The sequence below is a fragment of the Achromobacter semiaridum genome (assembly GCF_053543755.1).
Map to the genome: position 1 here is coordinate 41,684 of NZ_JBLVOL010000028.1, position 22,221 is coordinate 63,904.

Sequence of the window (22,221 nt, forward strand, 5' to 3'; positions counted from 1 at the left end):
GCCATGACCGCCTTTTTCTTTGCCGCCTCGCGCCAGCGGGCCGCCGCCGCCATTGAATTCGCCGTGGCGGGCGCCATGGTGTTGCTGATGGGCCTGCTGGGCATCGAAGCAGCACGCTGGCAAGCCGTGCGCCAAATGGCGCACGTGGCCCTGATGGAAGCCGCGCGCGCCGGCGCCACGGCCCATGCGCAACCGGCTCCCATGCGCGATGCATTCATTCAAGGCTTGCTGCCCCTGCATGCCGGCGCCGACGGCGAAGCCGGTGCGAGGCGCAGGCTGGCGCGCGCACATGCCGACGCCTCGGCGGGCACGGGCCTTGGCGCGTGGCGAATCGAAGTCTTGCAGCCCGATGCCAGGATGTTCCGCGACCATGGCCGCAAGGACCTGGCCGTCCTGGCCGCGCCGGGCCGACGCGCCATCGACAACGACTACCAGGACTTGCAGCACGCCAGGCGACCGCCGCGCCCCGGCGCTGCCACCATCTTCGACGCCAACACCCTGAAGCTGCGGCTGACTTATCTGCACAAGCCTTGGCTGTTCCCCGTACGAGCGGCGCTCACCGCGCTGGGGCGCAACGACGCCAGCTATGCGGGCGTGGCTCGCAGGCATGGGCTGCTGCCGATTCAGGTTGAACTGGAAATGGAGATGCACACGCACCCGGTCGATTGGACGGGCGCGCGGCCAGGGCCGGCGGAAATCGTGGTGGGGGCATGCCGCGATGCCCTCTGCGATTGACGCCGGGCATCGGCTATGAGTTACCGGCTATGAGTTATCGGCTATCAGCTGTCAGCGACCAGCAAGCAAGCCGGCCGCCGCAAGCTTACTGACGCGTGCTGTTGGCCGGCTTGGGTGCGGCGGCGGGTGTAGCACGAGCGGCGGGCGGCTTGGCTGCCGGGGCGCTGGTGCGAGCCGGCGTGGCGGGCTTGGTGGCCGCATCGGTCGCCAGGGTCGCGCCGCCGGCGGGCGGTTGCGCATTCTGCGGCAGGATGTGAACGAACACTTCACCGTCGCGCATCATGCCCAGCTCGCCGCGGGCACGCTCTTCGATCGCGCCAGAGCCGCCTTCAAGATCTCGCACTTCGGCTTCCAGCGCGGCATTACGCGCGCGCAGGCCTTCGTTGGTCTCGCGCTGCTCAGCCACTTGGCGTTGCAGATCCCAGACCTTGAACCAGCCGCCCTTACCCAACCAAAGCGGGTATTGGATCAAGCCTACCAGCACGAACAGCACCAGGAACAACAGGCGCATACGCGAGAACCCTCAGAGCAGTCGTGGCGCGGATGCGATGGCGGCGCGGGGCGTCGCCATCGCGCTTCCCATCAACGCAGGTTGTAGAAAGCTCCCAGGCCAGGATACGACGCCACTTCAGCCAGCTCTTCTTCGATACGCAGCAGCTGGTTGTACTTGGACATGCGATCCGAACGGGACAGCGAACCCGTCTTGATCTGCATGGCGTTGGTCGCCACGGCGATGTCGGCGATGGTGGAATCTTCGGTTTCGCCCGAACGGTGCGACACGACGGCGGTGTAGCCGGCGCGCTTGGCCATTTCGATGGCGGCGAAGGTTTCGGTCAGCGTGCCGATCTGGTTGATCTTGATCAGGATCGAGTTGGCGACGCCCTTCTGGATGCCTTCACGCAGGATCTTGGTGTTGGTGACGAACAGGTCGTCGCCCACCAATTGCACCTTCTTGCCCAACTGGTCGGTCAACAGCTTCCAGCCGTCCCAATCGTTTTCGGCCATGCCGTCTTCGATCGAGATGATGGGGTACTTGTCGCACCAGGTGGCCAGCAGGTTGGTGAATTCCTGCGAGGACAGCGAGATGCCGCCTTCGCCGGCCAGCGTGTACTTGCCGTCGCGGTAGAACTCCGAGCTGGCGCAATCCAGGCCCAGGGCGATCTGCGTGCCCGGCTCGTAACCGGCTTCGGTGATGGCCTTCAGGATCAGCTGGATGGCGGCTTCATGGCTGGGGACGTTGGGGGCAAAGCCGCCTTCATCGCCCACGGCCGTGGACATGCCCTGGCCGTGGATCAGCTTTTTCAGCATGTGGAAGACTTCAGCGCCCCAGCGCAGGGCCTCGCGGAAGCTGCCCGCGCCCACCGGCAAAATCATCAGTTCTTGCAGGTCCAGCGTGTTGTTGGCGTGCGCGCCGCCGTTGATGACGTTCATCATCGGCACGGGCATGCTCATGGGGCCGCTGCCGCCGAAATAGCGGTACAGCGACAGGCCGGATTCGTCGGCGGCGGCGCGGGCCACGGCCATACTGGCCGCCAGGATCGCATTGGCGCCCAGGCGTTCCTTGGACTCGGTGCCATCCAGCTCGATCAAGGTGCGATCGACGAAGGTCTGTTCCTGGGCATCCAGGCCCATCAATGCTTCGGAGATTTCCGTATTCAGGTTCTCAACGGCGCGCAGAACGCCCTTGCCCAGATAACGGCTCTTGTCCCCGTCGCGCAGCTCGATGGCTTCGCGGGCGCCGGTGGATGCGCCGGACGGCACGGCCGCGCGGCCCATGGCGCCGGATTCCAGCAGCACATCGCATTCCACGGTGGGGTTGCCGCGCGAATCCAGAATCTCGCGGCCGATGATGTCGACGATTGCACTCATGACTTTACATTCCCTGAACGATAAACATATTCATGACGGCCGCGCCCTCGCGGGCGTTGCGGGCACGGCGGTACTGCCAGGAGTCGTAGAAGGCCTGGGCGGCGGTCATCGACGGAAATTCCATGACGACGGTGCGGCCGGGCTTACGGCCCTCAAGGTGCTTGGTCTCACCGCCCCGCACCAGGACCTTGGCATCGTACGCGCGCATGGCGAGCGTGGACAGACGCTTGTAGTCTTCGTATTGCGCGGGCTTGGTCACCGTGACTTCGGCGATGATGTAAGCACTCATGGGGTTCCTTCAGAGCAGTGGCGTTGAAAGGGGGTGGGCGCCGGATACGGCAAAGCCGCCAGTGTCGCGCAAAGCGGCCTGGCGACACCTGTCCGATGCTAATTGGTTGTATCCGAAAGAAGCGCCGCCGCCTAGTGCGGCGCTGGAGAAATGGGCCGCGGCCCCGAGGATCCGCTTACGGAACTCGAGACCGCGAACCGGCATTACGCCTCCTGACCGCGGCGAGACTTCTGCTCGATGGCGGCGCGGATATAGCTGGAGAACAACGGATGGCCATCACGCGGGGTCGACGTGAACTCCGGGTGGAACTGCACGCCCACGAACCACGGGTGGTCGGGCAATTCCATCATTTCCGGCAGGTTTTCGGTCGGCGTGCGGGCGCTGATCACCATGCCGGACTCTTCCAGTCGCGGCACGTAGACGTTGTTGACCTCGTAGCGGTGACGGTGACGCTCATTCACTTCGTCGCCGTAGATGGTCTGCGCGCGGGTGCCCGGCTTGATCGGCACGCGCTGCGCGCCCTTGCGCATGGTGCCGCCCAGGTCGGACGAATTGTCGCGCTTTTCGACCTTGCCTTCGCGGTCCATCCATTCGGTGATCAGTGCCACCACCGGATGGGGCGCAGAAGGGTCGAATTCAGTGCTGTTGGCGCCGCCCAGGCCGGCGACGTGGCGCGCGAACTCGATGACGGCCAGTTGCATGCCCAGGCAGATGCCCAGATACGGCACGCCGTTTTCACGGGCGTAGCGGATCGCGGCGATCTTGCCTTCGGTGCCGCGCTTGCCGAAGCCGCCCGGAACCAGAATGGCGTCAAGATGCTTCAGTTGGTCGGTACCGCGGGTTTCGATGTCTTCCGAATCGATGTATTCGATGTTGATCTTCGAGCGCGTGTGGATGCCGGCGTGAACCAGGGCTTCCGTCAGCGACTTGTACGATTCGGTCAGGTCGACGTACTTGCCGACCATGCCGATCGTCAGCTGGTGCTGCGGGTGCTCCAGCGCTTCGACCAGGTTGTCCCACATGGACAGATCGGCCGGCGGCGGGGTCAGGCCCAACGCTTCGCAGACGATATTGTCCACGCCTTGCTTGTGCAGCATGGCGGGAATCTTGTAGATGGAATCGGCATCCCAGACCGAGATGACGGCGTCCAGCGGCACGTTCGAGAACATCGAGATCTTGGCGCGCTCATCGTCCGGGATGGGACGGTCGGCGCGGCACAGCAGCGCGTTCGGGTAGATACCGATTTCGCGCAGCTTCTGGACCGAATGCTGCGTAGGCTTGGTCTTGAGTTCGCCGGCGGAAGCGATGAACGGCACCAGGGTCAGGTGCACGAAGGCCGCGTTGTTGCGGCCCATGCGCAGGCTCATCTGGCGCGCGGCTTCCAGGAAAGGCAGGGACTCGATGTCGCCCACGGTGCCGCCGATTTCGACGATGGCGACATCCGTGTTGCCGTTCCAGCCCGCTTCGGCGCCACGGGCGATGAAGTCCTGGATTTCGTTGGTGATGTGCGGAATCACCTGGACGGTTTTGCCCAGGTAGTCGCCACGCCGTTCCTTGCGCAGCACCGATTCGTAAATCTGGCCGGTGGTGAAGTTGTTCACCTTGTGCATGCGAGCGGAAATGAAACGCTCGTAGTGGCCCAAGTCCAGATCGGTTTCGGCGCCGTCTTCCGTGACGAACACTTCACCGTGCTGGAAGGGGCTCATCGTGCCCGGATCGACGTTGATGTACGGATCGAGCTTCAGCATGGTGACCTGCAAACCACGCGACTCGAGAATGGCGGCGAGCGACGCAGCGGCGATGCCCTTGCCCAGGGAAGACACCACTCCGCCGGTGACAAATACGTATTTGGTCATCGTAATGAGCACCCGGGACGAGCGGGCGCGTGCGGGAAATTTGGATTATAGCCGGGAGGCGGAAGTTATTTGGGTTTTCCCCTAGCGCTGACGCGTAACATTTGGCAGCACTCAAATGCCGGCCTGGGCGCGCCGCATTCACGCGGGCCCAAGACGCCGTGATATGTTCGATCCCTAATTTTCGACCCCGCTTTTTCTCAACTTTCCGCCACCGTCGATGACCCCTTCCACGTTTCCAGCATCAGCGTCGCCTTCCCCGGCATCCGCTCCTTTGGCCGCCGCCGCCTCGCTCGCCTGGCGCCTGGCGTTGACCGCCGTCATCGTGCGCCTGGCTTACGGCGCATTGGTGCAGGGCTACACCATGCTGGCCCTGCCCCAATTCGACCAAATGCGCGAAATGTACAGCCAGCCGCAATACCTGATGCCGCTGCTGACCAACATCCTGGCATCCGCCGTCATGGTCGGTTTGACGGTGTGGGGCACGATGCATGGCTGGCTGCGCCGCCACAACACCACGGCGGTGGACGAGCCGCGCAAGCTGTTCGGCACCTTTATCGCCTTGCAGCTGATCTACACCTTGATGGTGTCGGCGGCCAGCGCCTACCTGCACAACGTGGGCATGCGCTTCGTCATGCAGAACCGCGGTGCGCTGACCGAGCAGTTCGGCCTTGAACTGACCGGCCAGTTCCTGACCATGGCCATGCTTTTCCGCGTGGTGAACATCGTGCTGGAAATCGTCGGCATGTGCCTGGTCGTGCGCATTGCCGCCTGGACGGTGCAACGCAAGGGCGCGCCAGGCGCACCCGCCTACGGTCGGCGGCACGCCGCCTGGATCGCCGGGCTGACCGTGCTGGCCTGGCAGTTGACCGTATCAATCGCCGCGGGCGGCTATTTGCAAATGATGGTTCTGGATGCCGGCTGGACGGCCTTTGTGTTGGGCTATATCGCGCTGCCCGCGTTGCTGTTCGCGCTGTGCGTCGTCACCTGCCTGAAGGCACTGCCGCGCCACATCGGCCGCGCCCGCCTCGGGCGTGCCGTCGCCCATGGCAGCCTGGCCTTCTGGCTGGCCCAGGCGGCCGGCATCGGCCTGGCCTATCTGGCCGTCAAGGCCATGACATGGAGCCAGATGATGCGCGCCGCGCAGTCTTATTCGGCAAGCGCTGCCGTGCTGGCGATCTACGCCGCGCTGCTGGTGATGGGGTGCATGGCCGGCGCCCTGGCGCTGTACTGGGGCGCCAGGCAGGCGGCGAAGTCGGCCTGAGCGTTGTCGCCGGCCCCGCCTGGCGACCGTCCTACGCGCGGATCGGCGCGGTGCTGCGTTCAAGCCAAGCCAGGGCCTCGCCTTGCACCAGCGGAGACAGTCGCTCGAACACCGTCTTGTGATAGTCGTTCAGCCACGCGATTTCGTCCGCGCGCATCAGCGACACCTCGATGCAACGCGTGTCGATCGGGCATAGCGTCAGCGTCTCAAAGCACAGGAATTCGCCCAATTCCGACGTCAGCCAGCTGCGGTTGGCGACCAGGTTTTCGATGCGCACGCCCCAACGGCCCGGGCGATAGATACCGGGTTCGTTCGACGTGATCATGCCCGGCTCCATCGCGGTGTGCGGACCCGGCATGGCGCGGTACGAAATCACCTGCGGGCCTTCGTGCACGTTCAGGAAATAGCCCACGCCGTGGCCGGTGCCATGGCCGTATTCCGCCCCGCCTTCCCAGATGGGCGCGCGCGCAATGGCGTCCAGCATGGGCGACGGCGTGCCGCGCGGGAACGACGCGCGCGACAACGCGATCATGCCCTTGAGCACCAGCGTGAAGTCCACTTTCTGATCGGCGCTGGGCGTGCCCACCGCAACCACGCGGGTGATGTCGGTAGTGCCGCCCAGGTACTGGCCGCCCGAATCGATCAGCAACAGGCCATCGCCTTCGATGGTGGCGTGCGATTCCGGCGTGGCGCGGTAATGCGGCATGGCGCCGTTGGCGTTGAATCCGGCGATGGTGGCAAAGCTGGGGCAGACGTAGGCCGGGCGGCGGGCGCGGGCGGCGGTGATCTGCTCATCGATGGTCAGTTCGGTAATGGTTTCCTTGCCCTGCGCGCCTTCAAACCAGGAAAAGAACTCACACAGCGCGGCGCCGTCCTGGGCCATCGCCTGGCGCACATGGGCCAGTTCGGCATCCGTCTTGCGCGACTTGAACAAGGTGGACGGGTTGATCGCTTCAATGCGCGGCACGGCGGGGTCCATGGCGTGGAACACGCCGCAGGTCACGCGCGCCGGGTCGATCAGCAGCGTCTGGTCCCGTTCCAGCGAGGCCAAGGCGTCCGCGGCCTGCGCATAGCCTGCCACTTCGACGCCATCGGCAGCCAGCGTGGCGCGCAGCGTGTCGTCGATCTTGCCGTCGGCCACGAATAGCGTGGCGTGGTCCAGGCCGATCAGCGCATGGCCGACGAACACCGGGTTGTACTCCACGTCGGCCCCGCGCAGGTTCAGCAGCCACGCGATGTCGTCCACGGTGCAGATGAAATGCACATCGGCGCCGTGTGCGCGCATGGCGCCGCGCACCTGCGCCAGCTTGTCGGCGCGGGTCACGCAGGCTTCGGGCGCAACGTGTTCATAGATCCTGGCGTCGGGCAGGCCCGCGCGGTCGGTCCAGATGTCGTCCAGCAAGTCTTCCCGGATTTCCAGCGTGGCGCCAGACTTGGCGGCCGCTGCCGACAAGGCGCGGAACGCGCCCAGGCCCAGCACCTGGCCGTCAACGCCGATAACGTCGCCCGCGCCGGTGTTGGCGGCCAGCCAGTCGACATGACCGGGGGTGGACGCCAGCGCAATCTTCATCAGCTGCACGCCGGTGCCTGCCAGTTGCGCCTCGGCCTGCACCCAGTAGCGGCTGTCCACCCACAGCCCGGCAAAGTCGGCCGTGACCACCAGCGTGCCGACCGACCCCGTGAAGCCCGACAGCCAGCGCCGCCCCTGCCAGCGCGCCGGCAGGTACTCGGACAGGTGCGGGTCCGAAGACGGAACAATATAGGCGGACAGGCCGCGGCGGCTCATGGCCTGCCGCAGTTGGGCGATACGGGCGTCGGTGCTAGACATGGGGGATGGGATCCTTAGCGCAACATGAAAGACATGGCGGCCAGGCTGTTCAACGTGCGGACGGCCGACTGCATGCTATCCACGGTGAATCGCAAGGTCACGCCGTCCACGCGTTCCAGCGTGGGCCACATGCAGAACAGGTCGGCCAGCGCCGCGCTCTGTGTCTGCAACCGGCATTCTATAGGGGCGGGAATGCGGAAAGGAACGGGTTTCGGATCGGCGGCGGACGTGGCCTTGCCCTTGAGCTTGCGCACCGCGGTCTCGGCGGCGGCGGCGATGGCGCGGCGCGCGGCGGCGGGCGACAAGGTCACGCCGCTGCCCTGGCCATGGGCCACTTTGGTCTGCACCCATTCAGCGCCGGGGAACGTGTCGCGCGTTTCGGCGATGAACACGTCGTCGCCCGTACCCAAGATTACGGGCACGCCCATTTCGCCGGCCAGCGCGCCATACAGGCCCGCTTCGCCCAGCTCCATGCCGTTGATCAGCACGCGCGCGAAGGCAAAGCTGTTGATCGTGTGCGCCAGAATGCCGCGCCCTTGCGAACGCGAGTGATAGCCGATCATGAAGACGGCGTCGCAGCCCTCTTCCAAGCCGCCCATCATGCCCAGGTAGCGCGGCTTGCCCAGCACCAGGCGCGCGCGTTCGTCCAGGCCGTCGGGCAGCAGGTTGCGAAACCCGCCGTGCGAATCGTTGACCAGGATTTCTTCGGCGCCGCCTGCAATGGCGCCTTGCACGGCCGCGTTGGCCTCGGCGGTCATCCAGGCGCGGGCGCGCTCGTATTCGCCGTTGCCGGCGCGGACTTGCTCGGCGTGGAAGACGCCGGCGACGCCTTCGATATCGGTGGAAATCAGGATCTTCATGGGGTCAGCCTTCAAGGAATTCAGAATGCGGTGTCGGACAGCCATTGGCGCCACTGCGGCGCGGCCTCGCGGATGGCCGCGCGGTGATGGCCGCTGCGCCCGGTCACGGCGTCGGCGTGCCACAGCGCGGCGATGATGGCTTGTTCGCAGGCTTCGGCAGCGGCTTCGAACAAGGGGTCGATACGGGTTTCGTGCAGCATCGCCACGGCGGGCATCGGCTGCTCGGCCAGTTGCGGCACGGTGTACGCGGTGGAAAAGGCCAGCGCGATGTCACCGCTGCCGTGGCCGAACACGGACCCCGTGCGCGCCAGGCCCGCGCCCGCGCGCAGCGACAGGCGGCGCAATTGGCGCGAGTCCAGCGGCGCGTCGGTGGCCAGCAACAAGATGATGGAGCCCTTCTCCGGCGCAATCGCGGCGTTCTCGCCTTGCTGCGCCAAGCCCCGGTCCAGCTGGTCGGCCAGACGGCGGCCAAACGGGCGGCCAGCCACGGTCAGGTTGGGCAAGCGGCCGAAGTTGGCCAGCACCAGCGCGCCAACGGTGTAGCGCAGGCCGGGCTGGATGGACGCCACGCGGGACGCCGAGCCAACACCGCCCTTGAACGAAAAGCACGACATGCCGCGCCCGGCGCCGACCGCCCCCTGGTCGAACGCTTTGGCCGCGCGGGCGTAGGCCTCGGCGTAATGCGATTCCTGCACGGCCAGCGCCTGGATGTCGTTCAAGTAGCCGTCATTGCATTCGAACACCAGCGGGTTCACGGTGGCCATGCCGCGCCCGATCTCGGGGTTGGCCGCGATGGCCTGGCGAATCTGCGCGTTGGCGACGGTGCCCACGCCAAAGGTGTTGGTCAGCGCGACAGGCGTTTCCAGCACGCCCAGCTCTTGCACCTGGACCAGGCCCGTGCTTTTGCCAAAGCCGTTCAGCACGGTGGCAGAGGCAGGAACCTTGTCCAGAAATGGGTCGCCGGCGTGCGGGCGCACGACGGTGACGCCCGTCTGCTGCGCGCCGTCGGCCAGCGTGCAATGGCCGACGGTGACGTCGCCGACGTCGCAAATCGAATCCAGGGGCCCTGACGGCAGCACGCCGATGCGGGGCAGATCCAGCGCTTGTTTGTTCATGATTGCCGCGTGTTGCCACGCTCCTTAATGCAAAACGCCGCCGCCCTTCGGGAAGGGGCGACGGCGCAGATAGTGCCCCCAAGCCGCGCGCCTTTGGGGCGGGCTGCCCCGCCTTGGGGCGGCCCGGCGACAGGGCCTTTCCTATTTACTTGCAGGTATCACTTGCGGTCGATCTTCGGATCGAGCGCGTCGCGCAGGCCGTCGCCCAGCAGGTTGAACGCCAACACCGTCAGGAAGATCGCCAGCGCCGGGAAGATGGCCACGTGCGGGGCGATGACCATGTCGGCGCGCGCCTCGTTCAGCATGGCGCCCCACTCGGGCGTGGGAGGCGACGCACCCATGCCCAGGAACGACAGGCTGGCGGCGGTGATGATCGACGTGCCGATGCGCATCGTGCCGTACACCACGATCGGCGAGATCGTGCCGGGCAGGATGTGGCGCATGATGATCGTCCAGTCGGACGCGCCCACGCTCTTGACGGCTTCAACATACGTCATCTGCTTGATCGACAGCGTGTTGCCGCGCACCAGGCGGGCAAACGCCGGCACGCTGAACACGGCCACGGCCACGATCACGTTGACCATGCTGGAACCCAGGATGGCCACCACGCCGATTGCCAGCAGCATGCCCGGAAACGCCAGCAGCACGTCCGAGATACGCATCGTGATGCGTTCCCACCAGCCTTCGTAGTAACCGGCCATCAAGCCCATGAAGGTGCCGACGATGGCGCCCATGGCCACCGACAGGAAGCCCGCGGCCAGCGAGATCCGGGCGCCCATGACAATGCGGCTGAAGATGTCGCGACCCAGCGAATCCACGCCCAGCCAGTGGGTCAGCGACGGGCCGGCGTTAAGCGCGTCGTAGTCGAAGAAATTCTCGGGGTCGAAGGGCACGATCCACGGCGCGAACGCCGCGACCACAACCAGCAACAGCACGAACATGCCGGCGCCCACGGCCAGCTTCTGCTTCTTGAATTTGCGCCAAAATTCGGTGGCGGGCGTGCGCACGTCGTTCTTCGGAACGGCGGCGACCATCGTGGCGGGTGTCGGATTGCTCATGGCCGCCTCACTTGTAACGGATGCTGGGATTGATGACGCCATAGAGCACGTCGACAATCAGGTTGATCAAAATGAATTCCAGCGAGAACAGCAGCACCAGGCCCTGAATCACCGGATAGTCGCGCTGGGTCACGGCATCAACCAGCAGGCGGCCAAGGCCGGGCCAGTTGAAGACGGTTTCCACCACGATCGAGCCGCCCAGCAAGAAGCCGAACTGCAAGCCCATCATGGTGACCACGGGAATCAGCGCGTTGCGCAGCGCGTGCTTGATGACGACGCGGCGCTCGGTCAGGCCCTTGGCGCGGGCCGTGCGCACGAAGTCTTCCTGGATCACTTCCACGAACGATGCGCGGGTAAAGCGCGCCATCACGGCGGCTACCGCGGCACCCAGCGTGATGGACGGCAGGATGTAGTGTTGCCAGGTCGAGGCGCCCACGGTCGGCAGCCAGCCCAGGTTCACGGAGAACACCTGCATCAGCATCATGCCCAGCGCGAACGCGGGGAACGAAATGCCCGACACCGCCAGCGTCATGCCAAGCCGGTCGGGCCAGCGATTGCGCCAGACCGCGGACACGATCCCGATGATCATGCCGAAGGTCACTGACCACACCATGCTGGCAAGCGTCAGCCACAACGTGGGCATGAAACGGTCGGAAATCTCGGTCGAGACGGGGCGCTTGGTACGCAGCGAGGTACCCAGGTCGCCTTGCAGCATGTGGCTGAAGTAGCGCACGAACTGCTGCGGCAGGGGCAAATCCAGCCCAAGTTCCTTGCGCACGAGCTCAACGGTTTGCTGGTCGGCCTCCTGGCCCGCGGCCAGTCGCGCCGGGTCGCCCGGAAGCATGTGCACAAACAGGAACACGACCACGGCTACCAGCAGCAGCGTGGGGATCATGCCCAGAAGACGTTTGACGATGTAGGTCAGCATTGAAATTCCTGCAACATCGGCGGGGACACCGCGCCCCCGCCGTATGTGGCCTTACAAGGGCCCGAAGGCCCCAAGAGTGACTGCTAGGTTTACTGCTTCAGGTCGATGTCGCCGAACCAGAACGAGGTGTCCGGTTCCACGTACACGCCCGACAGGTTCTTGGACTTCACGTACAGGTTGTTCTGGGTCACCAGGAAGGCCCACGGGGCGTCCTTCCAGATGGTTTCCTGAACGCCCTTGTAGATTTCAGTCTTCTTGGCGCGGTCGGTCGTGGCCAAGGCTTCCTGAACGCCGTCGTCCACCGACTTGTTCGAGTAGTACGACACGTTGTTCAGCACCGGCGGGAAAGCAGCGGTGGTCAGCAGCGGACGCAGACCCCAGTCGGCTTCACCGGTCGAGGACGACCAGCCGGCGTAGTACATGCGGACCTTGGCATCTTCCGGCTTCTGCACCTGTTGCACGCGCTGCACGCGCTGACCCGATTCCAGCACTTCAACCTGCACCTTGATGCCGACTTGCGCCAGCTGCTGTTGCAGGAACTGAACCACCTTCACCGAGGTGCCGTCGTTATAGGCGGACCACAGCTGGCTTTCGAAGCCATTGGGGTAGCCGGCTTCGGCCAGCAGGGCCTTGGCCTTCTTGATGTCGTACGGCCACGGGCCCGACTTGTGCGCAAAATCCACGCCCTTGGGCACCACGCCGTCCACGACGGTGGCGTAACCCGAGAAGGCGACCTTGGCCAGCGCTTCCTTGTTGATGGCGTAGTTGATGGCTTCGCGCACCTTGACGTTGTCGAACGGCTTTTGCTGCGTGTTCATCGACAGGTAGCGGGCCATGATCGAGTTCTGGTGATCGACCACGTCCAGCTTGTCGTTCTTCTTGAGCACGGCGGCTTGTTCGAACGGCACCGGGAAGGCGAACTGCGCTTCACCCGTCTGCACCACGGCGGCGCGGGTGTTGTTGTCGGTCACGGTACGGAAGGTCAGCGTGTCGACCTTGGGGTAGCCCTTCTTCCAGTAGCCGTCGAACTTCTTGACCTTCAGGTATTCGGCCGGCTTCCATTCGACGAATTCGAACGGGCCGGTGCCCACCGGGTGGAAGCCGATTTCCTTGCCGTACTTGGCCAGCGCGGCCGGCGAGATCATCATGGCGGCCGGGTGGGCCAGCGCGTTGATGAAGGCCGAGAACGGCTTCTTCAACGTGATCTTGATGGTCATCGGGTCAACCACTTCGGTCTTGTCGATGACGCTGAACTGGATGTAGCGCGACAGGCGGTTTTCCGGGTTGGCCGGACGATCGAAGTTGATCTTGACCGCTTCGGCATTGAAGTCGGTGCCGTCGTGGAACTTCACGCCGGGACGCAGCTTGAACGTGTAGACCAGGCCGTCTTCGCTGACGGTGTAGTCGGTGGCCAGCACCTTCTGAACCTTCAGGTCCTTGTCGAATTCGAACAGGCCTTCGTAGTAGGCCTTGCCGGCAGCCTGGTTCAGCGTGCTGTTGGTGTTGTACGGATCAAGCGTTTCCAGTGCGATGGAGACGGCAAACGTCACGTCCTTGGCTGCATGCGCCAACGGCGAAGTGAGCACGCCGAAGGCCACCGCGGCGGCGGCCATCAACTTGGTGGGGCGCAGAACTTTCATCATTGCAACTCCTGGTTCCAAAATGGAATTAGGGGGTTTGGTGGAAGAAAAATAGGTACGACAACGGAATCAATACGCGCCGCCGACCGGATGGCGGGCAACAAAGTGATCGGTTCCAACCTGCACCAGCGGCTGCACCACCGGCTCGTCGCCGAGCTTGCGGATCGGGCTGGGAATTTCATCGGACAACAAGGTGCGCTTCAGGTGGCGACGCGCCGGATCGGCGATCGGCACGGCCGACATCAGCTTCTTGGTGTACGGGTGCTGCGGATTTTCAAAAATGGCGCGACGCGGGCCGATCTCAACGATCTGGCCCAGGTACATCACCGCCACGCGGTGGCTGACGCGTTCCACCACGGCCATATCGTGCGAGATGAACAGGAACGAAATGCCCATGTCGCGTTGCAGGTCGATCAGCAGGTTCACGATTTGCGCCTGGATGGAGACGTCCAGCGCCGACACGGATTCGTCCGCGATCACGACCTTGGGGTTCAGGGCCAGCGCGCGCGCGATGCAGATGCGCTGGCGTTGGCCGCCCGAGAATTCGTGCGGATAGCGCTGCGCCATTTCAGGCGGCAGGCCCACGCGTTCCAGCAATTCCGACACGCGGCGTTCGGCTTCCTTGCCCTTGGCCACGCCGTGCACCAGCAGCGGCTCCATGATCGAGAAGCCCACGGTAACGCGCGGGTCCAGCGAGGCGAACGGGTCCTGGAACACAAACTGGATGTCGCGGCGCAGGGACTGCAATTCGTTGTTCTTCAGGCTGACGATGTCACGCCCGCCGAACTTGATTTCGCCGGCCTGGCTATCGACCAGGCGCAGCAGCGAACGGCCGGTCGTGGACTTGCCGCAACCGGACTCGCCCACCAGCGACAGCGTTTCGCCAGGGTACAGGTCGAAGCTGACCTGTTCCACCGCATGCACGCGGCGCTGCACGCGGCTGAGAATGCCGCCGCGCAGGTCAAAGCGGGTCACCAGGTTGCGCACCGACAGAATCGGTTCGCGCTTGGCGGCCGGCACTTCCTGCGTGCTGCTGATGCCGGGCTCGGCCACGGGCTGGGCCTGGCCTTCCACTTGCAGCAGCGGGAAGCGCGCGGGCAGATCAGTGCCTTCCATGGCGCCAAGCTTGGGCACGGCCGACAGCAGCGCCTTGGTGTAGGTGTGCTGCGGCGCCGAGAACACTTGTTCAGACGGGCCTTCTTCAACCTTGTCGCCGCGGTACATGACCAACACGCGGTCGGCCACTTCAGCCACCACGCCCATGTCGTGGGTGATGAACACCACGCCCATGTGCATTTCTTCCTGAAGCTGACGGATCAGTTGCAGGATCTGCGCCTGGATGGTGACATCCAGCGCCGTGGTCGGTTCATCGGCGATCAGCAGCGCGGGCTTGCAGGCCAGCGCCATGGCGATCATCACGCGTTGGCGCATGCCGCCCGACAGTTGATGCGGGTAGCGGTCCAGCACGGACTTGGCTTCCGGGATGCGCACCTGTTCCAGCATGCGCAGCGCTTCGGCGCGCGCGGCGGCGGCGTCCTTGCCCTGGTGCTGGCGGATCGATTCGGCGATCTGGTCCCCGGCGGTGAACACCGGGTTCAGCGACGTCATCGGCTCCTGGAAAATCATGGCCATGTCGGCGCCGCGCACATTACGCATGACGCGCTGGCTGGAATTGGCCAGGTCGACCACGGCACCGTTGCGGCGGCGCAGCGCCATGCGGCCCTGGGCGATGCGCCCACCGCCATGTTCCACCAGACGCATGAGCGCCAGGGACGTCACCGATTTGCCCGAACCCGATTCGCCCACGATGGCCAGGGTTTCACCCCGATCCACATGGAACGACAGGTTGCGCACGGCTTCGACCGTGCGCTCGGAACCCACGAAGCGCACCGTCAGGTCGTCGACCTGGACCACGCGGTTTTCCGGCAGCGCCAGGCTGTTTGCGCGATCAACCATCTTTATTAATCCCCAAAATCAAAACAGAACCCGTCACGCTCATCGGTAGATGGCGGTGACCGGCTTTTCGCCAACGCGGGCGTAACCGCGATACATGCCTTCCGTGTTGAACGGCAAGGCCACATTGCCCTGGGCGTCAACGGCCACCAGGCCGCCCTTGCCGCCGATGGTGGGCAGTTTTTCCATCACGACGCGGTCGGCCGCCTCTTGCAGCGACGCGCCGCTGTATTCCATCTGTGCCGCCACGTCGTAAGCGGCGACCATGCGGATGAACATCTCGCCGGTGCCCGTGGTGGATACCGCGCAGGTCTTGTTGCTGGCGTAGGTGCCGGCGCCGATCAAGGGCGCATCGCCCACGCGGCCGACCTGCTTGTTGGTGATGCCGCCGGTCGACGTGGCCGCGGCCACGTTGCCTTGCGCGTCGACCGCCACTGCGCCCACGGTGCCGAACTTCTTGTCGGCGTCCAGCGGGTCGGCCGGCGCGGGCTGGCCGCGCGCCACCATGGCCTGGCCGTCGTGGTCAAGCACGGCGGCGTCGGGCGTCTCGCGCTGCACGCGCAGCAGTTGTTCGCGGCGGGCGTCGGTAGAGAAATAGGACGGGTCCACGATCTCCAGGCCTTCGGCCTTGGCGAAAGCTTCAGCGCCCTCGCCCACGAACAGAACGTGCTTGCTGTTTTCCATGACCTTGCGCGCGGCAAAAATGGGGTTGCGCACACAATTGACGTTGGCAATCGCGCCGGAACGCAGCGTGGCGCCATCCATGATGGCGGCATCCAGCTCGTGCGTGGCGGCGCTGGTGAACACGGCGCCGTGGCCCGCGTTGAACAGCGGGCAATCTTCCAGCAGGCGCACGGCTTCGGTAACGGCGTCCAGGGCGCTGCCGCCACGTGCCAGCACGGCTTGGCCGGCCGTCAGGATGGACTCCAGGGCGGCCAGGTATTCCTGTTCTTTCTCGGGCGACATGGCCGCGCGGGACATCGCGCCGGCGCCACCGTGAATGGCAATCACGGGTTGAATCATCGTTTACCTACTCCATGGATAAGCCACGGCATCACGGACTGGGTCACCCCAGCGGCTGCCGCAACGGAATTCTTGGCCCGATAGGCCACGGCTGCGGACAAGGCTTCGATGAGGCCCAGCGCAGCGGTTTCGGAATTGGGGATCAGCTGGCGCGCGGAAAACGCGTACAGCACAACGGAGGCCGTCGGCGCCAGCGGCGACGTGGGCTTGTCGGTCAGCACCAGCACCGGCACGCCGGCCTGCTTGGCGGCGGCCGCCAGCGTCACCGTGTCGGCCAGATAGCGGGGAAAGCCGATTGCAATCACCAGGTCGTTGGACGTCATGCGCGACATCTGCCGCGCCGCGTGCGACACGCCGCCGGGGCCCGCCAGCGATTCAACGGAATGCAGGTGCATGCACAGGCCGCGCTGCAACAGGCCGGCCAGGAAACCGCTGGCGCCAAAGCCGATGATGAAGACGCGTTCGGCCGCCAGGATGGCCTGCACCGCCTGCTCACAGGCAGCGGAATCCAGCGACTGCAAGTTGCGCTGCGCGTTGCGGATGTCTTCTTCCAGCGTGGCGGCAAAGATCTGCACGGCGCTGGCGGAATGCGCCAGTTCGGTGCGCAGCTTTTCCACGGGTTCCAGCGCGGCTTCGAAGCCACGCGCCAGTTCGGCGCGAAACTGCGGATAACCCGGCAGGTCCAGCGCACGCGCAAAGCGATTGGCCGTGGCCACGGATACGCCCACTGCCGCCGCGAATTCGTCGATGGTCATGGTGGCAACGCGAAACTGGTGCGCCAGCACGTACTCGGCCATCTTGTGCTGCGTCCGGCTCAGCGCGGGCTGGGCCCGGGCGATCCGATCAGCGATCGTAAGTACGGCCTTGTTCATCGTGTGCGGGGGGTTCGGCTTATCTGGCGATTGTGTAAATCTGTTTACACGCAAATTTTAAATAAGAAAATTCCTTTTCATACTAAGGGTATACCCGTGAAATTATGTAACAACGGCGGATTGTCGCGGGACGGCCCGTGCGAATGAAACAGGAATGAAGCGGGAAAGACCCAAAAAGAAACGGGGCCGCTTTGAGGTACGCTATCGGCGCTCTGCTTTTCCCCCTTATCGACCCGCTGACTTGGACTGCCGCAATGCCCGATTGGATCTGCAAACCCCACCAGGAACTCACCGTGCCCGAGATCTACGCGATTCTTCGGCTGCGCACGGAAGTGTTCGTCGTTGAGCAAAACTGCGTTTTCCAGGACATCGACGGCAAGGACCTGATGGGCCAGACGTCGCACCTGATGGCATGGCAGGACGGGCAGCTGGCCGCGTATTGCCGCATCCTGGACCCGTCGCTGAAAGACGGCCAGATTGAAGTCGGCCGGGTGATCACCGCGCCCTGGACGCGCGGCCAGGGCCTGGGCCACGAGCTGATCCGCCACGCCATGGCCGAAGTGCGCCAACGCTGGCCGGGCCGCGCCATGTATCTGGGCGCGCAGGCGCGGCTGCGCAACTACTACGGCGGGCACGGCTTTGTGCAGGTCACCGAGGAATACATTGAAGACGGCATCCCGCATGTGGGGATGCGCCTGGACGCGGCGGCGTAGCGCCTCGCGCCACGCGCCCCGTACCGCAGAAATGAAAACGCCCCTTTGCGGGGCGTTTCCATTGGTGCATCAAGGGTCGCCTACAAGGGGCGCGAACAAAGGGCGCCTACAAGGGTCGTTTACTTGACCGACGACACGTCCAGCTTGGCCAGCGTCTTGGACTGGATTTCGTCCACCGTCACGCCGGGCGCCGTTTCCAGCAGCTTCAGGCCGTTTTCGGTGACTTCCATCACGCCCAGGTCGGTAATGATCAGATCAACCACGCCCACGCCCGTCAGCGGCAAATTGCATTCGGGCAGCAGCTTGATGTCTTCGGTGCCGTCTTTCTTCTTGGCCACGTGCTCCATCAGGACTACGACGCGGCCAACGCCGGCCACCAGGTCCATCGCGCCGCCCATGCCCTTGACCATCTTGCCCGGAATCATCCAGTTGGCCAGGTCGCCCTTTTCGGACACCTGCATCGCGCCCAGGATGGCCAGGTTGATCTTGCCGCCGCGGATCATCGCGAACGAATCGGCCGACGAAAAGATCGACGAGCCCGGCAACGTCGTTACCGTCTGCTTGCCGGCGTTGATCAGGTCGGCGTCGACTTCGTCATCGGTGGGAAACGGGCCGATGCCCAACAGGCCGTTTTCGGATTGCAGCCACACTTCCACGCCCTTGGGCACGTGGTTGGCAACCAGGGTCGGCAAGCCGATACCCAGGTTCACGTAAAAACCGTCTTGCAGCTCGCGCGCGGCGCGCGCCGCCATTTCATCGCGGGACCATGCCATGTCGTCTTCTCCTTAGGCCGGGCGAGTGGTGCGTTGTTCGATGCGCTTTTCCGGCGTCGTGTTCAGCACGATCCGTTGCACATAGATGCCGGGCAGGTGGATCTGATCGGGATCCAGGCTGCCGGTGTCAACGATCTGTTCAACCTCGACCACCGTGAACTTGCCGGCCATCGCGACGTTCGGGTTGAAGTTGCGGGCCGTCTTGCGAAATACCAGGTTGCCGCTGCGGTCGGCGATGTGCGCCTTGACCAGCGACACGTCCGGCACAAGCGAACGCTCCATCACGTATTGCTGGCCGTCGAATTCGCGGATTTCCTTGCCGTCGGCCACGATGGTGCCCACGCCCGTGCGGGTGAAGAAGGCGGGAATACCCGCACCGCCGGCGCGCAGCTTTTCAGCCAACGTGCCCTGCGGGGTGAATTCAAGTTCGAGTTCGCCGGACAGGTACTGGCGTTCGAATTCCTTGTTCTCGCCCACGTAGGACGCGATCATCTTGCGCACCTGACGCGTGTTCAGCAACTGGCCCAGGCCAAAGCCGTCGACGCCCGCATTGTTGCTGATGCAAGTCAGGTCCTTCACGCCCGAATCGCGCAGCGCGGCGATCAGGGCTTCGGGAATACCGCAAAGGCCGAAACCGCCCACGGCGATCATCTGACCGTCCTTGACGATGCCTGCCAGCGCCTCCTGGGCGCTTGCAAAAACCTTGTCCATCGCTCCAACTCCTAGTTAAGGTCTAACCGAAGAGAGCCCGCCCCGCCGCTTGCGCGGTGTGTCCCATGGGATCAAAGAAAGCCGGGGTAAGCCCTGTTTTTCCTTGGAGCGCGGCTGCCGGCGTCGGCCCCCAGATGGCATCAAGACACTGCCCGATGTCTCCGGGTTGCGGCGCCGAGGGTGGCGCGCCCCTTTATTTCTATTGTGATTTTGCGCTTGATTTTAACGGCATGACCGGCGTTTTAGCGCCGTTATTCTGACGCAGCCGCCTGGAATTGCGTCGCCATTTGGGCCAGCACTTCGGGCGGCCACGGTGCGGACGTATTGGCCACGTAATCCATCCAGACTAGCACGTTGCGACCACGTGCATAGGGCCCGGCGTCGTCGCCGACCTTCTCAAGCAGCAGCTCGAATTCGGCGCTGGAACGGCCGATGCGCGTGACTTTGTGCGTGACCCGCACCGTGGCCGGGTAGGTCAGCGGGCGCAGGAAATCGCACGAGGCGTGGGCCAGGATGGCGCCGTTATCGGCGGGCAGCGCAAAGCCCGCGTCATACAGGATCTGCATGCGGGCCTCTTCCATGAGACGGAAATACAGCGTGTTGTTCAGATGATTCAAGGCGTCAGAGTCGCCCCACCGCAAAGGCAATTCAGTCTGATGGGTATCGCCCACCGCCAGAATCCGCGCAGACAGATTGTCCGGGTTCACCAATTACTCCTGAAGGCTAAAAGAAATACGAAGGCGTACACGGCCTCCGCCTGCAATACAATCGCCGATATTACTTCCAGCCAAATATGGAATACATACGGGGAGCTTTGCAAATGTCTGAACGCGAGTCGATGGAATATGACGTGGTCGTGGTTGGCGGTGGACCCGCCGGCCTGGCCACCGCAATCCGTCTAAAGCAGCTGGCCGCTGAAAAGAATCAGGAAATCGGCGTATGCGTGCTTGAGAAGGGCGCGGAGCTGGGTGCGCACATCCTGTCCGGCGCCGTCATGGACCCGTTGGCGCTGACCGAACTGATTCCCGACTGGAAAGAAAAAGGCGCGCCGCTGAACGTGCCGGTCACGCAGGACAAGTTCATGTTCCTGTCCCAGACCGGCGCGCGCGCCACGCCGAACTGGCTGCTGCCGCCCTGTTTCCACAACGAAGGCAACTACATCGTCCGTTTGGGCGACGTCGTCAAGTGGATGGGCGAGCAGGCCGAAGCGCTGGGCGTGGACATCTTCCCGGGCTTTGCCGCGGTTGAAGTGCTGTACGACGAAAACGGCGCCGTCCGTGGCGTGGCCACCGGCGACATGGGCGTGGCCCGCGACGGCTCGCACACCGACCACTACCAGCCCGGCATGGAACTGCATGCCCGCTACACCGTGTTCGGCGAAGGCTCGCGCGGCCAGCTCGGCCGCCAGCTGATCGAACGCTTCAAGCTGGACGACGGGCGCAACCCGCAGTCCTACGGCATCGGCATCAAGGAAATGTGGGAAGTGGACCCGGCGCAATCCAAGCCCGGCCTGGTCATCCACACGGCCGGCTGGCCACTGGATTCCGACACCTACGGCGGTTCGTTCCTGTACCACCTGGACAACAACCTGGTGGCCGTCGGCATGATCGTCGGCCTGGACTACGCCAACCCCTGGCTGTCGCCGTTCGACGAATTCCAGCGCTACAAGACGCACCCCGCCATACGCGGTACGTTCGAAGGCGGCAAGCGCATTGCCTACGGCGCACGCGCCATTACGGCGGGCGGCCTGATGTCGCTGCCCAAGCTGACGTTCCCGGGCGGCGTACTGGTGGGCTGCGAAGCCGGCTTCCTGAACGCATCGCGCATCAAGGGCAGCCACGCCGCCATCAAGTCGGGCAAGATGGCCGCCGAAGCCGCGTTCGACGCCTTGCTGGCCGACCGCCGCCAAGATGAACTTGCCGCGTATCCCCAGGCCTTCGAAGCGTCCTGGCTGCACACCGAACTGAACAAGGCGCGCAACTTCAAGCAGTGGTTCAAGAAGGGCCGTACGGTGGCCACCGTGATGACGGGCGTCGAACAGCTGCTGTTGAAGGGCAAGATGCCGTGGACCTTGCGCCACAACAAGCCCGACCATGCCTGTCTGCAACCGGCGTCGGAATGCGCGCGCATCGACTACCCCAAGCCCGACGGCAAGCTGACGTTCGACAAGCTCAGCTCGGTGTTCATTTCCAACACCAACCACGAAGAAAACGAACCCGTTCACCTGACCTTGAAAGACCCGTCGGTGCCGGTGCAGGTGAACCTGGCCAAGTACGGCGGCCCCGAATCGCGCTACTGCCCGGCCGGCGTGTACGAGTTCATCAAGGACGATCACGGCGAGGACCGCTTGCAGATCAACGCGCAGAACTGCGTGCACTGCAAGACCTGCGACATCAAGGACCCCACCCAGAACATCGTCTGGGTGGCCCCGCAAGGCGGCGAAGGGCCGGTGTATAGCGGCATGTAATACCCGCAAGGGCGGTTTGCCCGCCCTGCTTCAAGGCGCCTGCCCAGGCGCCTTTTTTACGAACAAGGCGGCACCATGACTGAACGCGTACTTCTTATCGGCTGTGGCGACCTGGGGCAGCGCGTGGCCCGGCGTTTCCTGGCACGCGGCGACCACGTGCACGCGCTGCGCCGCCACCCGCCGGACGACGACAGCGGCATCCAATGGCTGCAAGGCGACGTCACCCGCGCGGACTCCCTGCCCCCCTTGCCCCCCGGCGTGACACGGCGG

20 protein-coding genes and 1 pseudogene are annotated in these 22,221 nt (G+C 64.5%); 5 read left to right on the forward strand and 16 right to left on the reverse strand.

All coding sequences use genetic code 11. From position 1 onward, the window contains the following. Positions 1 to 735: TadE/TadG family type IV pilus assembly protein (locus ACNPP0_RS09030; RefSeq protein ID WP_448705664.1), on the forward strand; the 735-nt coding region annotated here is incomplete at its 5' end. Between the two features lie 85 nt (positions 736 to 820). Here ACNPP0_RS09030 and ftsB read toward each other — a convergent pair. The 4 genes from ftsB to pyrG form a co-directional block, all read right to left on the reverse strand. Continuing rightward, positions 821 to 1,246 carry a cell division protein FtsB gene (gene ftsB, locus ACNPP0_RS09035; protein WP_046802648.1) on the reverse strand — a complete coding sequence of 142 codons (426 nt, stop codon included), beginning with the start codon at positions 1,244 to 1,246 and terminating at the stop codon, positions 821 to 823. A gap of 71 nt (positions 1,247 to 1,317) precedes the next feature. Next, entirely contained in the window at positions 1,318 to 2,604 is a 1,287-nt protein-coding gene (eno, locus tag ACNPP0_RS09040; protein ID WP_448705665.1) for a phosphopyruvate hydratase, read from the reverse strand. Positions 2,605 to 2,608: 4 nt separating this feature from the next. Beyond that, entirely contained in the window at positions 2,609 to 2,893 is a 285-nt protein-coding gene (locus ACNPP0_RS09045; RefSeq protein ID WP_046802646.1) for a DUF1330 domain-containing protein, read from the reverse strand. A gap of 203 nt (positions 2,894 to 3,096) precedes the next feature. Then, the gene (gene pyrG, locus ACNPP0_RS09050) at positions 3,097 to 4,749 is read right to left on the reverse strand and encodes a CTP synthase (RefSeq protein ID WP_046802645.1); all 1,653 of its coding nucleotides are present in this window, start codon (positions 4,747 to 4,749) and stop codon (positions 3,097 to 3,099) included. A 271-nt stretch (positions 4,750 to 5,020) separates the two neighbouring features. Between pyrG and ACNPP0_RS09055 the strand changes: the two genes are divergently transcribed. Continuing rightward, a complete protein-coding gene (locus tag ACNPP0_RS09055; RefSeq protein ID WP_448705666.1) occupies positions 5,021 to 6,010 on the forward strand; it encodes a hypothetical protein in 990 nt (329 codons plus the stop codon). Between the two features lie 31 nt (positions 6,011 to 6,041). Here the strand turns inward: ACNPP0_RS09055 and ACNPP0_RS09060 are convergent, their stop codons facing one another. The 9 genes from ACNPP0_RS09060 to ACNPP0_RS09100 form a co-directional block, all read right to left on the reverse strand. Further along, positions 6,042 to 7,838: an aminopeptidase P family protein gene (locus ACNPP0_RS09060; RefSeq protein ID WP_448705667.1), complete on the reverse strand. Its 1,797-nt coding sequence runs from the start codon at positions 7,836 to 7,838 to the stop codon at positions 6,042 to 6,044. Positions 7,839 to 7,852: 14 nt separating this feature from the next. Continuing rightward, positions 7,853 to 8,698 carry a M55 family metallopeptidase gene (locus tag ACNPP0_RS09065; protein WP_332610616.1) on the reverse strand — a complete coding sequence of 282 codons (846 nt, stop codon included), beginning with the start codon at positions 8,696 to 8,698 and terminating at the stop codon, positions 7,853 to 7,855. Positions 8,699 to 8,718: 20 nt separating this feature from the next. Then, entirely contained in the window at positions 8,719 to 9,813 is a 1,095-nt protein-coding gene (locus ACNPP0_RS09070) for a DmpA family aminopeptidase (RefSeq protein ID WP_448705668.1), read from the reverse strand. A gap of 158 nt (positions 9,814 to 9,971) precedes the next feature. Further along, positions 9,972 to 10,871 carry a glutathione ABC transporter permease GsiD gene (gene gsiD / locus ACNPP0_RS09075; RefSeq protein ID WP_046802641.1) on the reverse strand — a complete coding sequence of 300 codons (900 nt, stop codon included), beginning with the start codon at positions 10,869 to 10,871 and terminating at the stop codon, positions 9,972 to 9,974. Between the two features lie 7 nt (positions 10,872 to 10,878). Further along, positions 10,879 to 11,799, reverse strand: coding sequence for a glutathione ABC transporter permease GsiC (gene gsiC, locus ACNPP0_RS09080; protein ID WP_046802640.1), 921 nt, complete (start codon positions 11,797 to 11,799; stop codon positions 10,879 to 10,881). Between the two features lie 89 nt (positions 11,800 to 11,888). Continuing rightward, complete coding sequence (gene gsiB, locus ACNPP0_RS09085) at positions 11,889 to 13,442, reverse strand: glutathione ABC transporter substrate-binding protein GsiB (RefSeq protein WP_332610618.1); 1,554 nt, start codon at positions 13,440 to 13,442, stop codon at positions 11,889 to 11,891. 66 nt (positions 13,443 to 13,508) lie between these two features. Then, positions 13,509 to 15,395: a dipeptide ABC transporter ATP-binding protein gene (locus ACNPP0_RS09090; RefSeq protein ID WP_448705669.1), complete on the reverse strand. Its 1,887-nt coding sequence runs from the start codon at positions 15,393 to 15,395 to the stop codon at positions 13,509 to 13,511. Between the two features lie 39 nt (positions 15,396 to 15,434). Then, a complete protein-coding gene (locus ACNPP0_RS09095; RefSeq protein WP_046802637.1) occupies positions 15,435 to 16,415 on the reverse strand; it encodes an isoaspartyl peptidase/L-asparaginase family protein in 981 nt (326 codons plus the stop codon). Next, positions 16,412 to 17,287 (reverse strand): MurR/RpiR family transcriptional regulator, encoded by an 876-nt coding sequence (locus ACNPP0_RS09100; RefSeq protein WP_046802636.1) that lies wholly within the window; start codon positions 17,285 to 17,287, stop codon positions 16,412 to 16,414. Before ACNPP0_RS09100 ends, ACNPP0_RS09095 begins: the two co-directional genes overlap by 4 nt. 254 nt (positions 17,288 to 17,541) lie before the next feature. Here ACNPP0_RS09100 and ACNPP0_RS09105 point away from each other — a divergent pair, with 254 nt between their 5' ends. Then, on the forward strand, positions 17,542 to 18,000 hold the full coding sequence (locus ACNPP0_RS09105) for a GNAT family N-acetyltransferase (RefSeq protein WP_046802635.1): 459 nt from the start codon (positions 17,542 to 17,544) through the stop codon (positions 17,998 to 18,000). 119 nt (positions 18,001 to 18,119) lie between these two features. Here ACNPP0_RS09105 and ACNPP0_RS09110 read toward each other — a convergent pair whose 3' ends face one another. From ACNPP0_RS09110 to ACNPP0_RS09120, 3 genes are all read right to left on the reverse strand, one after another. Continuing rightward, entirely contained in the window at positions 18,120 to 18,773 is a 654-nt protein-coding gene (locus ACNPP0_RS09110; RefSeq protein ID WP_046802634.1) for a CoA transferase subunit B, read from the reverse strand. Positions 18,774 to 18,785: 12 nt separating this feature from the next. After that, entirely contained in the window at positions 18,786 to 19,484 is a 699-nt protein-coding gene (locus ACNPP0_RS09115) for a CoA transferase subunit A (RefSeq protein WP_046802633.1), read from the reverse strand. A 251-nt stretch (positions 19,485 to 19,735) separates the two neighbouring features. Then, positions 19,736 to 20,191 (reverse strand): acyl-CoA thioesterase, encoded by a 456-nt coding sequence (locus ACNPP0_RS09120; RefSeq protein WP_046802862.1) that lies wholly within the window; start codon positions 20,189 to 20,191, stop codon positions 19,736 to 19,738. Positions 20,192 to 20,304: 113 nt separating this feature from the next. Here ACNPP0_RS09120 and ACNPP0_RS09125 point away from each other — a divergent pair, with 113 nt between their 5' ends. Together ACNPP0_RS09125 and ACNPP0_RS09130 are read left to right on the forward strand one after the other, a co-directional pair. After that, positions 20,305 to 21,951 (forward strand): electron transfer flavoprotein-ubiquinone oxidoreductase, encoded by a 1,647-nt coding sequence (locus ACNPP0_RS09125; RefSeq protein WP_332610621.1) that lies wholly within the window; start codon positions 20,305 to 20,307, stop codon positions 21,949 to 21,951. A 75-nt stretch (positions 21,952 to 22,026) separates the two neighbouring features. After that, positions 22,027 to 22,221 (forward strand): annotated as a pseudogene (locus tag ACNPP0_RS09130) (SDR family NAD(P)-dependent oxidoreductase); the annotation flags it as partial.